At 47.4% G+C, this 14915-nt stretch carries 13 protein-coding genes; 6 read left to right on the forward strand and 7 right to left on the reverse strand.

The genetic code is table 11. The annotated features are described in order from the left end of the window. Window positions 1–43 precede the first annotated feature (43 nt). The gene (locus tag QU605_RS07460) at window positions 44–745 is read right to left on the reverse strand and encodes a ComF family protein (protein WP_289724658.1); all 702 of its coding nucleotides are present in this window, start codon (window positions 743–745) and stop codon (window positions 44–46) included. A 32-nt stretch (window positions 746–777) separates the two neighbouring features. Here QU605_RS07460 and QU605_RS07465 point away from each other — a divergent pair, with 32 nt between their 5' ends. Both QU605_RS07465 and QU605_RS07470 read left to right on the forward strand, forming a co-directional pair. Further along, the gene (locus tag QU605_RS07465; RefSeq protein ID WP_289724659.1) at window positions 778–1674 is read left to right on the forward strand and encodes a DUF8428 domain-containing protein; all 897 of its coding nucleotides are present in this window, start codon (window positions 778–780) and stop codon (window positions 1672–1674) included. Window positions 1675–1711: 37 nt separating this feature from the next. Beyond that, the gene (locus QU605_RS07470; RefSeq protein WP_289724660.1) at window positions 1712–3259 is read left to right on the forward strand and encodes a glycine--tRNA ligase; all 1548 of its coding nucleotides are present in this window, start codon (window positions 1712–1714) and stop codon (window positions 3257–3259) included. Here QU605_RS07470 and QU605_RS07475 read toward each other — a convergent pair. After that, window positions 3256–5340, reverse strand: a complete 2085-nt coding sequence (locus QU605_RS07475; RefSeq protein WP_289724661.1) for a TonB-dependent receptor family protein — start codon at window positions 5338–5340, stop codon at window positions 3256–3258. The genes QU605_RS07470 and QU605_RS07475 overlap by 4 nt on opposite strands. A 127-nt stretch (window positions 5341–5467) precedes the next feature. Between QU605_RS07475 and QU605_RS07480 the strand changes: the two genes are divergently transcribed. Together QU605_RS07480 and QU605_RS07485 are read left to right on the forward strand one after the other, a co-directional pair. Continuing rightward, on the forward strand, window positions 5468–6229 hold the full coding sequence (locus QU605_RS07480; RefSeq protein WP_289724662.1) for an exodeoxyribonuclease III: 762 nt from the start codon (window positions 5468–5470) through the stop codon (window positions 6227–6229). Window positions 6230–6250: 21 nt separating this feature from the next. Further along, entirely contained in the window at window positions 6251–7291 is a 1041-nt protein-coding gene (locus QU605_RS07485) for an aldo/keto reductase (RefSeq protein ID WP_289724663.1), read from the forward strand. 18 nt (window positions 7292–7309) lie between these two features. Here QU605_RS07485 and radA read toward each other — a convergent pair whose 3' ends face one another. The 5 genes from radA to panC all read right to left on the reverse strand — a co-directional run bounded on the left by radA (window position 7310) and on the right by panC (window position 12161). Then, window positions 7310–8692: a DNA repair protein RadA gene (gene radA / locus QU605_RS07490; protein WP_289724664.1), complete on the reverse strand. Its 1383-nt coding sequence runs from the start codon at window positions 8690–8692 to the stop codon at window positions 7310–7312. A 116-nt stretch (window positions 8693–8808) separates the two neighbouring features. Further along, the gene (locus QU605_RS07495; protein ID WP_289724665.1) at window positions 8809–9954 is read right to left on the reverse strand and encodes an alpha/beta hydrolase; all 1146 of its coding nucleotides are present in this window, start codon (window positions 9952–9954) and stop codon (window positions 8809–8811) included. Window positions 9955–9978: 24 nt separating this feature from the next. Next, window positions 9979–10944 carry a lysylphosphatidylglycerol synthase transmembrane domain-containing protein gene (locus QU605_RS07500; protein ID WP_289724666.1) on the reverse strand — a complete coding sequence of 322 codons (966 nt, stop codon included), beginning with the start codon at window positions 10942–10944 and terminating at the stop codon, window positions 9979–9981. Between the two features lie 2 nt (window positions 10945–10946). After that, complete coding sequence (gene panD, locus QU605_RS07505; RefSeq protein ID WP_289724667.1) at window positions 10947–11297, reverse strand: aspartate 1-decarboxylase; 351 nt, start codon at window positions 11295–11297, stop codon at window positions 10947–10949. Window positions 11298–11306: 9 nt separating this feature from the next. After that, window positions 11307–12161 carry a pantoate--beta-alanine ligase gene (panC, locus tag QU605_RS07510; RefSeq protein ID WP_289724668.1) on the reverse strand — a complete coding sequence of 285 codons (855 nt, stop codon included), beginning with the start codon at window positions 12159–12161 and terminating at the stop codon, window positions 11307–11309. 103 nt (window positions 12162–12264) lie between these two features. On the opposite strand from panC, the gene QU605_RS07515 reads away from it, so the two are divergent. Beyond that, a complete protein-coding gene (locus tag QU605_RS07515) occupies window positions 12265–13077 on the forward strand; it encodes a glycogen/starch synthase (RefSeq protein ID WP_289724669.1) in 813 nt (270 codons plus the stop codon). Between the two features lie 11 nt (window positions 13078–13088). Continuing rightward, a complete protein-coding gene (locus QU605_RS07520) occupies window positions 13089–14909 on the forward strand; it encodes a DUF4270 domain-containing protein (protein WP_289724670.1) in 1821 nt (606 codons plus the stop codon). Window positions 14910–14915 lie beyond the last annotated feature (6 nt).

Here is a 14915-nt window from a genome sequence, read left to right on the forward strand (position 1 = left end):
TCTATACGAACACAAAGAAACAATTTATTTAGGGAAGTTAGCCCTAGGGTACAACTGCCATTACTGCGATGAAAATTCGTTTATCCCTCACCGCATCCAGTGCATGTACACAAGCTTCGAGTGTTGACCCTGTAGTGAGTACATCATCCACGATAAGGATATCCTTACCCTCCAAATCCTCTTTTTTTCTAAGGCAAAAATTTCCTCGGGTACTTTCCCAGCGTTTCCATCGGTTTTTTGTTGTCTGCGTAAAGCTGGAATGCGGTCTATAGAGATGTGTTTCTGAATACACCGCCCCGAGATGTTTCGCTATAGCTTTCCCAAAAGCACTCGACTGGTTATATCCGCGTTTTCGCTTTTTTTTAGGATGCAGGGGTACAGGGAGTACGATATTCACACTTCTGAAAACAGGTTGATCCAGGAGTTTTACCCCAATCCACTGTCCCAGCCAAATCCCAACTCGCTCCTGACCACGGTATTTCAGGCTGTGAATGAGCTTTTGAACGACGCCGTTTTCCGTGTAGTAAAAGAGGGCCGTTGCCTTTTCTACAGGGCTCCGACCATAGAATAGCCGATCTGTGAGATTTTCCGTACAACCCTTAAAATCGGTAAGAGGTAATTCATTTCGACAAAATGCGCACAGGAGTCGTTCTCCCCGATATAAAGCGGCATTACATCCAAAACAAAGCTCCGGCACCACAAAGGAGAGGGCATCATTTAGTATTTTTGGAAAGTTCGAACCCATCTGTTTAATCCTTTTTCTGAGGTACCCACTGCATGAATTTTCAGGAGTCTAGTTTTAATTACAGGATCATCTTTGCTACATTAATTGCAGTGATCATAGGTATTCTGATAGCCTTCTACTACAGTTATGCCCAATCCCAGCAACAGATTAGTTATTTGGAAAAGGAACGGAGCCTGCTGATCAAAGACCTGTCTTTTATTAAATCTGAAGTAGACCGCCTTCTCGCTTTTGGCGAAGTCAAGGAAATTGAATTGCAGGAAAGCGAAAGCAGGGTACAACAATTGCTGGACTCGGTAAGCCGCCTGAACTTCAATATCTCAAAAATTGAACAGTATCGCAGAGAGATGAAAACTCTGGAGGCCAGGTATACGAACATCAAAAATAAACAAGAGCAGCTGCAATCTAATAACACCGAACTCGCTGAGAAATACGAGGAGACTCGTGAAATGCTCGAGGACCTGAAGGGGCAGACCAATTCCCTTGCCCAAACCGAGTCCCTTTTAAGAGAAAAGAATGAAGAACTCAGCAGGGAGCTCAAACGCAAAAGCTACCTGAGTCTCGAAAATCCGCTTGGGGATGGCTTCAGGCTGAGGAGAGACCGGCCTGTTAAGTCCAGTAAAGCCGCATCAATTGTTAAGCTCAGGGGTTGCGTGACGGTCAAAGGGAATCCGAATACCAATATGGAGGAAAAGGTGATATACCTGCAGTTTTTGGGTCCCGACATGGCCATAATTGAAGACAATGCCACTTTAGTTACGGTCAACGGGAATGTGTACAGTAAAAAAGTAGAACTCATCTTTACTGGGGAAGAAATGAGTGTTTGTGATTTTATCACTGTCCCTGAAGGCTCTTTGGATAATGGGATCTACACCCTGAATGTTTTCGAAGACGAAAAATTACTTTCCACTTCTGAATTTCGCCTGAAATAGCAGATTAAATTCCTTTCAGATATTCTATTTTTGCCGCATGGCAAAGCAAGAAGACGATTTTAAGAAAGTTATTTCACATGCCAAGGAATATGGCTATGTGACGCAGTCCAGTGAGATCTACGACGGTTTAAGTGCCGTTTATGACTATACTCAGAATGGGGCGGAACTCAAGAAGAATATTCGGGAATACTGGTGGCAGGCCATGGTTCAGCTTAACGAAAACATTGTTGGCATAGATGCGGCGATCTTTATGCACCCGACTACCTGGAAGGCATCCGGTCATATAGATGCCTTTAACGATCCGCTGATCGATAATAAAGACTCCAAAAAACGATACCGGGCCGACGTGCTTATTGAAGACTATGTCGGTAAACTCGAAGGTAAGATTGAAAAGGAGGTCGCCAAAGCGGGAAAGCGATTCGGAGCCGCATTTGACCGCGATCAGTTCCTGAGCACGAATCCAAGGGTTTTGAAGTATCAGGAGCAGGCCACTGACATCCTCAAACGCATGGGGCGTTCCCTGGAAGCAGAAGATCTCGCCGACGTTAAAGCGCTGATTGAAGAACTGGAAATAGCCTGTCCGGTATCCGGTTCACGTAACTGGACCGATGTAAAGCAATTCAACCTGATGTTTGGTACGCGCCTTGGCGCCACGGCTGAATCCTCAATGGAGCTCTTCCTCAGACCAGAGACGGCACAGGGAATCTTTGTGAATTTTCTCAATGTCCAGAAATCCGGACGGATGAAAATTCCTTTTGGAATTGCACAGGTGGGTAAGGCTTTCAGAAATGAAATCGTCGCCCGTCAATTCATCTTCAGGATGCGGGAGTTTGAGCAGATGGAAATGCAGTTTTTTATACGGCCCGGATCTCAGAAAGAGTGGTATGAACACTGGAAGGAAGCCCGAATGAAATGGCATCTCTCCCTGGGAATGGGTAAAGAGTTGTATCGCTTTCACGATCACGAGAAACTGGCCCATTACGCCGATGCAGCCTCTGATATTGAGTTCAGGTTCCCTTTTGGATTTAAAGAACTCGAGGGCATTCACTCCAGGACGGATTTTGACCTTTCGAGCCATGAAAATTTCTCAGGGAGGAAACTCCAGTACTTTGATCCGGAACTTGGGGAGCACTATGTCCCATATGTCGTTGAGACATCCATTGGCCTGGATCGGATGTTCCTGGCTGTTTTTTCAAATGCGCTATGTGAAGAACAACTGGATGATGGTTCCACACGTACCGTCCTTCGTATTCCCGCGGTACTGGCTCCTGTAAAGGCGGCTGTTCTGCCCTTGGTAAAGAAAGACGGCCTTCCCGAGCTCGCCCATGAAATTATTGGAGCGTTGAAATGGGATTTTATGGTACAATACGATGAAAAAGATGCTATTGGCCGCCGATACCGACGCCAGGATGCTGCCGGAACCCCGTTTTGTATTACCGTCGATCACCAGACCCTTGAGGATCGAACCGTTACGCTGCGATACAGGGATACCATGGAACAGAAAAGACTATCCATAGCTGAATTAAAGGATACGATCCAGAAAGAGGTGGGCTTCAAAGAGTGGTTGCAAAAGGCCGGGTTCTAAAGGGGGTAAAGGAGTAAAATACCCACGTAGTAATTCCGACCATTCCCGGGATAGTAATACCGGGGCTCCGAACCGCCAAAGCTCGTTGCATTTATTAAGACCGAACTGGCATAGCGGGTGTCAAAGATATTGTTTAAGCCCATTTCAAGACTTATATTCAGCTTGGGTCCCAATTGGGCTCGATACCCAAGCTGTGTGTTAAAAAGGTTGTAGGCATCGCTGTACAGTGATGCGCTGTCTGTCAATGGAATCGCATCTACAAACTGATAACTCGTATTCCAAAACCAACCGCGATCCGAGTTTAACTGCAGGCCACTGTATATCCTGTGTTTCGGGACACCGGTAAGGGGATTGCCTGAAAAATCTGAATCTTCTGTTTTAAAATCCACAAAAACATGGTCGTTCAGCGTGTATGAAAGAAAAGGGCTCAGGCTCCAACTGCTGCCCAGCCTCATAAAATATTGTAGGCTTATTTCGATTCCGCGGTGACGCGTTTTCCCTGCATTTCGCCCAATAAATTCATCCTCCCCTACACGCTGGGCGACCAGCAGGTCTGATATGTCCATCTGGTAGAGCGCAATAGTCCCCTGCAGGCGTTTTTTCAACCAAAATCCCGTCCCTCCGATTTCATAGTTCACGCCTTTTTCCTGACTGATTTCCGGATTTATGACCCCATCCGGGGTCAGGGATTCCTCCAGGGAGGGGTTGCTGAACCCGCGACTGATATTCAGGTAAACCCAGGAGTATCCTCCAATGGAATACTTCAGGTCCAGGCTGGGCATTAGAACCGGGTCAAAGTCGCGGGTAGCACTTCGATTGTCGGCGCCTTCCAGGAACTGATCCCTGAAGTCGTATTTTGTTTTGTTGAGGGTAACCCCTGCCTGGGCTTTAAGTCTTTCCGTAACCTGCCAGTGGAATTGGGCAAAGGCATAGAGCTGGTTCCTGAATTCTTTGTTCCGGCTCAGCTGTTCGCCCTGGAGGCTTCCATTACCCTCGTTTTCGCGATAGAGGTTTTCAAAAGTAGACCAGGTGTATTCATCCCGGTAGTTTTCAAAACCAAATACGGCCCGTGTCTTTTCTGCCTCACCGCCAAGGTCAATCGAAAAAACAGAGCGGAAACCATACCCCAGGGTGGATTCATCGAGGATATTAAAAGGGCGGGGTTCATAGTGGTCGAGGTAGCTCAGGAAGAGACTGGTAGTATTTTCGAATCCGGATCCCAGGCTGATCACATCTGAAAGCCCCACCAGAGTGTACTTATTGGCCTCAAACCCTTTGGCGGCCTTCCAGTTGGCCGCGGCCTGCGTAGGATCGGTCTCGTAGTCTGTGCGTCCCAGCGAGCTTGGTATTTGAGCCGTATAGTCGATATAGTTTACCAGAAGGTTAAACCGATGCGATTCTCCTGCGGCCATCCCGAAATTCATCAGGATACCATCGCGCTTAAAGGAATTGTTTTCCCGATACCCCTGGGTGGTCATGTGGTTGTATCGGATCTCAGCACTTGTTTTCTCTCCCTGATGGTTCAGGCTAAGATTATTTTTAAACAGGCCGTAAGAACCAAAACTACTCCGGTTCCGCAATAGTGTCCCCTCCTGATTCGCAGGGTCGGATTGAAGTAAAATGGCGCCACCCAGGGCCGCGCCATAACTGCCGGATTTTGGCCCTTTGACGACCCGGATGGTGCTGAGGTTCTCCAGATCAAAGGCCTCGAGAGCGGAAACGCCAGTTCCGTTGGTCACGGGAATGTCGTTGTAGTACATTCTGAGCTTATCCGTGCCAAATGGCGTTCGGGCCCCAACGCCCCGAATCGTTATCCGGTTTGTGTTGAGGGCACCGGAAAGAAAATACACCCCCGGAATTTGATTAAAAGTACCCGCGAAGTCAATAGGACTTTGAGTGCTAATCGCTTTTTCGGTTAGAAGGTCAGAGGGGACGATTCCCAAACTTGGCGGGCCCTGCCGTTCCACTCCCAGAACCACCTCTTTCAAATAAGTGACCGAGTCCGCGGGTTGTTCCTGTCCATGGGTTGTCAGGGTACAAAGGCATATTGTGATAAGCCATACGAACAAGGTGTTTCTCATGAAATACGCTGATTATTACAGGAGCTTTTGGCACCCAAAGCAAAGGTAGGGACTTCCCGGGAACCGGAAGGGGTTCCTGGTTTCTTAAGCTGTATGGGATTCCCTATTTTTGGGCAAAGAAAAAAAATTGAGAATAGCTTCATACAATGTAAACGGAATCCGTGCGGCAATTCGAAAGGGTTTTTTGGATTGGTTGGTGAGCGCAGACCCCGATGTCATTTGTCTTCAGGAAATCAAGGCGATGGAGGACCAATTGGATTTAGACCTGTTTAGTGCGGCCGGATATCCGTATCACTATTGGTTTCCAGCTGAAAAAAAAGGGTATAGCGGCGTGGCAATCCTGAGCCGTCAAAAGCCCGATCAGGTTGTTAAGGGAACGGGAATACCCTATATGGATATCGAAGGACGGAACATCCGGGCGGATTTCAACGGGGTTTCTGTCATGAGCCTGTACATTCCATCCGGGACCAATATCCAGAGACTGGATCACAAACTCCGGTATATGGATGATTTTCAGCAGTACATCGACACGCTGAAAGCGGACAAACCGAACCTGGTGATCTGCGGGGATTACAATATATGCCACCAGGCAATCGATATCCACGACCCAGTGCGGAATAAGAATGTATCTGGTTTCCTCCCCGTGGAGCGGGAATGGATAGGAAATTTTTTGGATAGCGGGTTTATCGATAGTTTCAGGCACTTTAATTCGGCTCCCCATAATTATACATGGTGGACCTACAGGGCCGGCGCGCGTGAAAGAAACAAGGGTTGGCGACTGGATTACGGGATGGTTTCAAATACCCTGAAAGATTCCCTGGAACGCTCCGTAATACTTTCCGGGGCCGTCCATAGCGACCACTGCCCCATCTTACTTGAGTTGAATTAATCGATTTTTAAAACAACAGTATTGGAATACACTAAACTGCCGAAAACAGAGATACGCGTTAGCCGAATCTGCCTTGGGACCATGACCTGGGGCCGCCAAAACACAGAGTTGGAAGGACATGCCCAGATGGATTACGCCTTCGAAAAAGGGATTAACTTCTTCGATACTGCGGAGCTCTACCCTGTTCCTGCCCACAAGGACCGCTACGCGGATACAGAAAAAATCATAGGCAACTGGTTTCGCAAAAGCGGGAAACGAAAGGACATCGTGCTGGCCAGTAAAATTGCCGGACCGGCTCCCTTTACTGAATTTATCCGAACCAGCGGATTTCATCCCAAAGCAATAGTCGAGGCCGTAGAAGGCAGTCTGTCCCGATTGCAGACAGATTATATCGACCTGTACCAGTTGCACTGGCCCGAGCGCACGACGAATTATTTTGGCCAGCGGGGGTTCAAAGCCGATCCTGAAGAGACCTGGAAGGATAATATCCGCGAGGTTCTCGAAACCTTAAAAGCCCTTGTGCAGGAAGGAAAGATAAGGCAGGTGGGGCTTTCCAATGAAACCCCCTGGGGAGTGATGCGGTTTCTGGAAGAGGCCCGGGCCGACGAGGAGTTACCCCGAATGATCACGATTCAAAACCCGTACAGCCTGCTCAACAGGCTCTTTGAAGTCGGATTGAGTGAGGTTTCACTCCGGTCGGAAATTGGTTTGCTCGCCTATTCCCCCCTGGGGTTTGGCACCCTTAGCGGGAAGTACCTGGGCGGGAAGAAGCCTGAAAATGCACGTGTCACCCTTTTTCCAAATTACAACAGATACAGCAATCCCAGATCCGTGGAAGCTACAATGGCCTATGCGGAAATAGCCGGGCGACATGGGCTTTCGCTTACCCAGATGGCGCTTGCCTTTGTGAACAGCAGGCCTTTTCTGACCAGTAATATCATAGGTGCTACCAGTATGGACCAACTCAGGGAGAATATCAGCAGTATCGATATTCATTTGGGGAAAGAAATTCTGGAGGAAATCGAGCGGGTTCACGAATCCCTGCCTAATCCGGCGCCCTAACTTCGCGGTGCAAATAAATTAAGGTTGTTGGCGCGGAGTTGCGCCAAAAAGCGAGCGTACCAAATCCTCTACCCTGGCAACGCGCCGGACCTCAATCGTCTGTGTTTTTTCAGGAACAGAGGCGTGGGATGAAACGTAAATAACGGAGAGCCCCAGTTTTTCAGCCTCTGTAATCCGTTGCCCGATGCGCGGAACGGGCCGGATTTCGCCTGCGAGCCCGACTTCGGCAGCGAAACAACAGTCCCTGGGTATGGGGAGGTCCGCGTTACTCGACAAGATAGCCGCCAATACAGCCAGGTCAATAGCAGGGTCGTCTACCTGTATTCCTCCTGTGATATTTAAAAACACATCTTTGGCTGCGAGTTTAAAGCCCGCCCTTTTTTCAAGTACGGCCAGGAGCATATTCAAACGTCGGGGAGGAAAACCTGTTGCCGAGCGCTGAGGCGTTCCGTATACGGCCGAACTTACCAGGGCCTGAATTTCAATCAGGAGGGGACGGACTCCTTCAAGGGTCGCGGCAATTGCCGTGCCGCTCAGGGCTTCCCTGTTTTGAGACAACAGCAACTGAGATGGATTTGCCACCGGGCGCAGCCCATCGGCCTGCATTTCGTAAATCCCCAGTTCTGCAGTGGAGCCAAAACGATTTTTGAGACCCCGGAGTATCCGAAAAACATGATTTCGGTCGCCTTCAAACTGAAGCACGGTATCTACCATATGCTCCAGGATTTTAGGACCTGCAATACTGCCATCTTTTGTGATATGACCGATCAGGACTACCGGGGTGTTGGATTCTTTTGCAAAACGAATAAGCTCTGCGGTACATTCCCGAATTTGCGACACACTTCCGGGAGTGGCCTCCAGATAATCCGAATGAAGGGTCTGAATGGAATCAACGATCAGTAGGTCGGGACGGAGGGTTTCTGCCTGCCTGAATATGTTCTGGGTGAGGGTTTCTGTAAGGATATAACAGGAATCGTTCACCGATGCGATTCGTTCACTTCGCATTTTAATCTGCCCCTGACTTTCCTCTCCTGAAATATAGAGCGTCTTTCGGGTGGATCTGAGGGCAGTTTGAAGCATTAGGGTGCTTTTGCCTATTCCGGGTTCTCCCCCGATCAGAGTGAGGGATCCGGGCACGATCCCCCCACCGAGCACCTGATCCAATTCCTTGTCTCCTGTGGGAAGGCGCATCTCTTCGCCGGCTTGAATTTCACTTATCCTGAGCGGTTTGGAGGCCCTTCTGTTCCCCGAAGCTTCTTTCCATACTGAGGGTTTGGTGGTATGCGCTACGACTTCCTCTACAATTGTATTCCACTCCTTGCAGGAGGTGCACTGTCCAACCCATTTGGCGTATTGTGCGCCGCAAGTCTGGCAAAAGAAGGTCGTTTTGGATTTGGCCATAGCTGTGGAGGCATTTTGGCTAAAGATAGACCGGTATCCCCTAATTCCAAAACAGATATTACAATCAAATAAAAAACCCGGGAGGACCCGGGTTTTCCAATTAAAAAAGAGTTAGATCAGAAACCGAAATCGGCTTTTAGTGCGTCCATTTTATCGATGGCCATATCCTTGGTGAGGAAATCTATTTCCTCCATTCCAAAAGCTTTTTCGAAGGTCTTCAATGCTTTTTTGGGTTCTCCGATCTGCTCGTAGTACTCCCCTTCAAAATAGAAACCGAGCATTGTTTCGGGATATTCCTGTTTGCATAAATCGGATAAGGGCTTGAGAGATTCAAAGTCATCTTTTTTACGACAGGCAGCGTAGATGGCCATAATGTCATTTAATTCGACGGGTTTGCTGAATCCGAAAATCGTTTGAATGGTCTGATATTTGTTTTCAAGGTAGTTAAAAGCGGGTTCTTCAGATGCCAGGATTTTTTTGCGGTATTCCTCTGGACTAATCGGTTTAAAGATATCAAAAGTCCGTTCCCATGCCGTTCCTATTCCAAAGGTCGCTATCGAGACTTCATTGGCTTCCGGGTATCGGTCAATGTGATAGGTAAAGTGCTCTTTTTCTATTTGTCCAAGCGCGGTATTCAGCTGGGCGAAACGCCCCTCTTCTTCGCCCAGATCCCCCTCGGCGATCAGGTGATAGAAAATGGGTTGTTCAATGGCGGCCAGACGGGCGGGGACCCGGGTTTCCATTTCCGGCGCCAAATCCGGTGAGATGCTTATAAAGGCATCGAAAATAGAACGTTCCTTAAAGAGGTAATAGTTCCCGAAGTTTGCGGTAATGTCATATCCCACAAACATTTTAAAAGGGGCAACATTATAGGCGCTTACCATATACGGAACAATTTCCATCCCGATAAACTCAAAGAATTTTTTTCCTTTTTCTGCCGGAAGTCCTGAAGTTAATTCATATTCGCAGTCTTCTGATCTCAGATCCCCTTCACTCTGGCCAATGCCGACTACCAGCGTTTCAGGCATCCCCTGAAAGCGGCTGTGGAATTTCGAAGTAGCCACTACCTGGTCAAAGAGGTAGTCGCCATCCAGAACAATGACCAGGGGATATCTCTTATCGGGATTGTAACCTTCCGGGATATAATATCTGACATTCCGGCGCTCCTGTAATTTAAAGGATTCAAAGATTTCCTCTTTTACCTGAGCCTTAACGGGCGTCGCAAGCCAAAGACCGATGGCAATCAAAAAAAGACGTTTCATGTACTTGATTTTGGACCAGGGGACTTATTTATCCCTGTTCCATAACGGAAGCAGAAGGAAGGATATTGTGCCAAAAAGAACCACCATCAAGGTTTGGGCGATCCACATGATCCACCCAAAGGCATCTCCCGAAACAGCACTGATTCCAAACAGGGTGATTGCCTTGCTCACTGCGATCGGATACAGACCGATCCCCCCATTTGTGGCAGACATGGCAAAAGCCCCGGCTACAAACGCAACCAGAAGCTGGCCGAAATTGAGGGATACAGTTTCCGGAATCGTGTATTTTATTACCCAGAACATTCCGACATAGCAGGTCCATATAAACAGGGTATGGCCTATAAAAGCCCATTTTCTGCGCATATGGAAGATGCTCATCACGCCTTCCAGCAGGCCCCGCAGGAAATCCCGTAGTTTTTGAAAGAAGGGATTCGAGGCTCTTTTCAAAAGGGCAAGGACCCCGAACAAACCACCTACACCTACAATGATAATAGCTATTGAGCTTCCCAATCCGAGTCCACTTTCTTGTAGATATCCACTGATGATCTTTGTTTGAGAAAACAGCGCAATCAGGATTACGATCAACAGCATAATCACGTCTATCACGCGTTCCGTTACGATGGTCCCGAATCCTTTTTGAAAAGGAACCCCTTCATATGTCGAAAGGCCGGTGGCACGCAGCACCTCCCCGGATCTTGGAATTCCCAGATTGGCGAAATAGGCAGAGAGGACAAGAAGAAGATTGTTCCGGACCCTGGGGTGGTACCCCATGGGTTCCAGGAGGTAGTTCCAACGGATAGCTCGGGAAAGATGACTTAGAAAGCCTATTCCAAGGGAGAGCAATACCCATAGAGGATCAGCTTCCCGAATGTACTTTACAATCTGAGAGCGGTCTTCGGGAGATGTGATCAGATAAGAATAAGCAACTAATGAAACCCCCAGGGCTATAGGGAGGATGGTCTTAAGGGCTTTTTTAGTGCGTGTTTTCAAAATCAATTCAACAGGTTAGTCTCCTCGTTGGGAAAAACCAGGGCAGGGTTAAACTCCCGCGCCTGATCTATGTCCATCCAGGCATAGGTAATGAGAATGAGAATATCTCCAACAGCCACTTTCCGGGCTGCGGCACCGTTTAAGGTAAGCTCACCGCTCCCTCTGGGTCCTGGAATGACGTAAGTTTCCAGACGCTCTCCGTTATTGTTATTGACGATTTGAACCTTTTCGCCCTGAATTATATTGGCGGCATCCATCAGGTCCTCATCAATAGTGACGCTACCTATATAGTTCAGGTCAGCTCCTGTGACTCTGACGCGATGTATCTTGGATTTGACTACTTGAATTTGCATGGGGGTTTTTTAATTGAGGGCGAGATTGTCAATAAGCCGTATACCTCCGAGGTATGCAGAGACAAATGCCCTGTACTTTTTATTTACTTCTTTAGTTTTCGAGCCGATGGGGAGTAACGTTTCCGCATCTGCAACACAAAAATATTCCAGTTTTAGGTCAGGGTGCTTTTGAAAGGCTTCCCTGGCGTACTGCTCAATTTCAGAAGCATTTTTCGTGCCAAACGTATTTTTGGCCTCCTTCAGGATCTCATACAGGAATGGGGCTTCCCCTCTGAGACGTTTTGTCAGTAATACATTCCTGGAACTCATTGCCAGGCCGTCTTTTTCACGGACAATCGGACAAGGGACAATTGTTACCGGGATCTGCCTCTGACGCACCAGCTCACGTATGATCTGAAGTTGCTGGTAATCTTTCTCACCGAAATACACCCGATCCGGTAGGATCAGCTGAAGCAAGGCTTCCACAATCGTGGCAACCCCGTCAAAATGACCCGGACGATACACGCCTTCCATGACGTTTTCCAGCATCCCGAAATCGTAGTTCCGTGCACTTGGATCATCTCCGTACATTTCAGAGATTTCAGGGGCAAATACAGCTATTGGGCAGTTCAGGTCCTGCAGCTTTGCCAGATCCGATTCCAGGGTCTTTGGATAATTTTCAAGATCGGAAGGGTTGTTAAACTGAGTGGGATTAACAAAAATCGAAACCAGGACGCTTTGATTTTCCTTACACGCCCTCTGAACCAATTGCAAATGCCCCTGGTGTAAGGCTCCCATAGTAGGCACCAAACCAAGGCTTAACCCAGCTTCTTTTAGTTGCTTCCTGAATTGACCGATTTCATCTTTGGTCCTTAGTACGTTCATGCCGAGCGCTAATGGGCAGCAAACTTACTATAATTACTGCTATTCTGCATAAATTTTGTAATTTTGCACCTACGTTTCGGCAATCGACTAAAACGCCCCTTTTATGAATGGTAAAAAGGTATTATTCGTATCTTCTGAATTAGTTCCCTACCTCCCGGAAAGCCCCGTTTCTAAAATGTCCTATGAAACCCCGCGTATGGTTAATAGCCAGGGGGGTCAGATTCGGATATTTATGCCGAGATATGGAAATATTAATGAACGCAGGCATCAGCTTCACGAGGTCATACGTCTCTCAGGCATGAACCTTGTCATTAATGACATGGATATGCCTCTGATCATCAAAGTGGCATCCATTCCCAGAGAGCGCATTCAGGTTTACTTTATCGATAACGAGGAATACTTTAAAAGGAAAGCCACCTTTACGGATGAGAATGGAGAATTGTTCGCGGATAATGATGAGCGGGCGGTCTTTTTTGCCAAGGGAGTGGTGGAAACTGTCAAAAAATTAAACTGGTCGCCGGACATAATCCATGTTCATGGATGGATGGCTTCCCTGCTGCCTTTATACCTGCGGGAATACTATGCAGATGAGCCACTTTTTGCCGATAGTAAAATAGTTACTTCCATCTACGGAAGCAGTTTTGAAGGGAATCTCAATGAAGCCCTCTCACAGAAAATTGCCTTTGATCAGATTCCGGAAGGGCCTGTCGAAATTTTAAAAACACCCTCCTATAATAATTTGTTAAAGATCGCTGTGGATTATTCCGACGCCGTTATCTTAGCTGCCGAAAATATTCCTGACGAACTGCAGGAGTACATAAACAATCTTCAGAAACCGGTGCTTCCCTATGTGTCTTTTCAGGAATTCGAAGAGGCCTATTCAAATTTTTACAATACCGAAGTACTTAAGTCGTAAGAGTATTTAGTATGAAACGATTTTTCTTTTACCTGCTTGCGGGTTTCGTCTTTATGGCGATTGGGGTGTCTTGTGAAGAAGATCCGGTAACCATAGGGGATGGAATTGTAGGACAAGAACCATTTATCAACGGAAAGGCGGTATACGATGTTTTTGCATTTAACAAGAATATTGAGACGATTCCTACGAATCAACTCCCGGTATACCAACTAGGCTACTTTGACGATCCGATCTATGGGATGACTGAGGGAATCATTACCTCACAACTTTCCCTTGCTTCGAGCGGAGGAATTCAATTTTTTGGACGTTATACCCAACAACGGGAGGAAAATGATCCGGACATTCCCAATGAAAACGAAACGGTAAGCGAGGTGATCCTTTATCTTCCGTATTTCCAGACTGCAAATGCAGACCAGGATTTGGATGGCGTTGCAGATTCGCTGGACGCGGACCCCAACGATCCATCAAGTGATTCGGACGGAGACGGCCTAACGGATTCGGAGGAGACCGCCAGAGGCTCAGACCCATTGAATCCCGACACAGATGGAGACGGTATCGGAGATGCGGAGGACGATTCCACCCCCGATAATATTTTTCCGGAACGCCGTCAGCTCGACAGTATTTATGGGGACAGGGATGCCGAATTCAATTTTAAGGTTTCCCGCTCCACGTATTTTCTCAGGGACCTGGACCCGGATTCCGGATTTCAGGAATCAGAACCATATTATTCAAACCAGAACTTATCTGAGGACTTTGCCTCCGATGTTCTTTTTGAGGGTGTCCTCGAGATTTCTGATGAAGAAATTCTCATTTTCCAGGAAGATGATCCGGACACAGAAGAGGATGAATCCCTGATCGTAGAAGAGCGAATCCAACCTGGAATTCGGGTAGCCCTGGATCCGGATTATTTTCAGGAGAATTTTATCGATCTGGAAGGCTCTTCAGAATTGCTGAGCAATGCGAACTTTAAAGAATACTTCAGGGGAATACACCTTAACTTAAACCCGATCGACTCAGAGGTGATGATCCTGTTCGACATTACCCAGGCCAGGCTGACGGTTAAATATACCTATGAGGCTACGGACGGGGAAGAGGTCAGTATCATTGATGAAGAAGAAGAATTGCGATTGCTCTCTGGAGGGGGAAACCAGGCGATCCAGAACAATGCCGTCAACTCACTGACCAGTGAAGCGTATCCATCTGAAGTAACGGACACTTTTGCCTCTGATGATAATTTACCTGAAGAGAGTGCCTCCAGAATTTACCTAAAAGGGGGGGCAGGTACTTTTGCAGAGATTGAGCTTTTCGATCTTATGGGTGGTGGAGAGGCCATTAATGAAATCCGACAAAATAACTGGTTGATCAACGAGGCGAACCTGATTTTTTATGTCGATCGGGAAAGATTGGATGCCGCAGGGATTACAGACGAACCGCCACGGCTCTATTTGTATAATGCAGAAACCAATCTTCCACTTTTTAATGTTTCTACCGAATCCAATGTTGAAGATTCTTCACTCGGGGTTTTTCTTAATTACGACGGTATTCTGGAACAGGCGCTCGGAAAAGGAGTAAAATATACCGTGCGGATTACCGAGTACCTGAACAATATTATTCAGCGGGATTCGGTTAACGCTACATTGGGGCTGAGCCTCACAGCGGACATCCGACTTCGAACCAATGCTGATGTGATTTTGCCTGATGGTTCAGAAAAGGAGCTCACATTAGGCAATGGTATTACCCCTTTAGGGACTGTGCTTGTCGGAGGTAATGTCGATGCAGATGATCCCAAACGCCTTCGGTTGGAAATTTCCTACACCGAAATTGATCCCTGACAGGTC

Origin of the sequence: Robiginitalea aurantiaca (assembly GCF_030380815.1) — a bacterium.
GTDB classification, from domain to species: domain Bacteria; phylum Bacteroidota; class Bacteroidia; order Flavobacteriales; family Flavobacteriaceae; genus Robiginitalea; species Robiginitalea aurantiaca.

What these genes read in the sequence shown, in the direction of transcription:
- QU605_RS07520 (WP_289724670.1), top strand. Translation starts at nt 13,089, where the DNA reads ATGAAACGATTTTTCTTTTACCTGCTTGCGGGTTTCGTCTTTATGGCG.
- panC (WP_289724668.1), bottom strand. Translation starts at nt 12,161, where the DNA reads ATGAACGTACTAAGGACCAAAGATGAAATCGGTCAATTCAGGAAGCAA.
- QU605_RS07475 (WP_289724661.1), bottom strand. Translation starts at nt 5,340, where the DNA reads ATGAGAAACACCTTGTTCGTATGGCTTATCACAATATGCCTTTGTACC.
- QU605_RS07460 (WP_289724658.1), bottom strand. Translation starts at nt 745, where the DNA reads ATGGGTTCGAACTTTCCAAAAATACTAAATGATGCCCTCTCCTTTGTG.
- QU605_RS07465 (WP_289724659.1), top strand. Translation starts at nt 778, where the DNA reads ATGAATTTTCAGGAGTCTAGTTTTAATTACAGGATCATCTTTGCTACA.
- QU605_RS07495 (WP_289724665.1), bottom strand. Translation starts at nt 9,954, where the DNA reads ATGAAACGTCTTTTTTTGATTGCCATCGGTCTTTGGCTTGCGACGCCC.
- QU605_RS07515 (WP_289724669.1), top strand. Translation starts at nt 12,265, where the DNA reads ATGAATGGTAAAAAGGTATTATTCGTATCTTCTGAATTAGTTCCCTAC.
- panD (WP_289724667.1), bottom strand. Translation starts at nt 11,297, where the DNA reads ATGCAAATTCAAGTAGTCAAATCCAAGATACATCGCGTCAGAGTCACA.
- QU605_RS07470 (WP_289724660.1), top strand. Translation starts at nt 1,712, where the DNA reads ATGGCAAAGCAAGAAGACGATTTTAAGAAAGTTATTTCACATGCCAAG.
- radA (WP_289724664.1), bottom strand. Translation starts at nt 8,692, where the DNA reads ATGGCCAAATCCAAAACGACCTTCTTTTGCCAGACTTGCGGCGCACAA.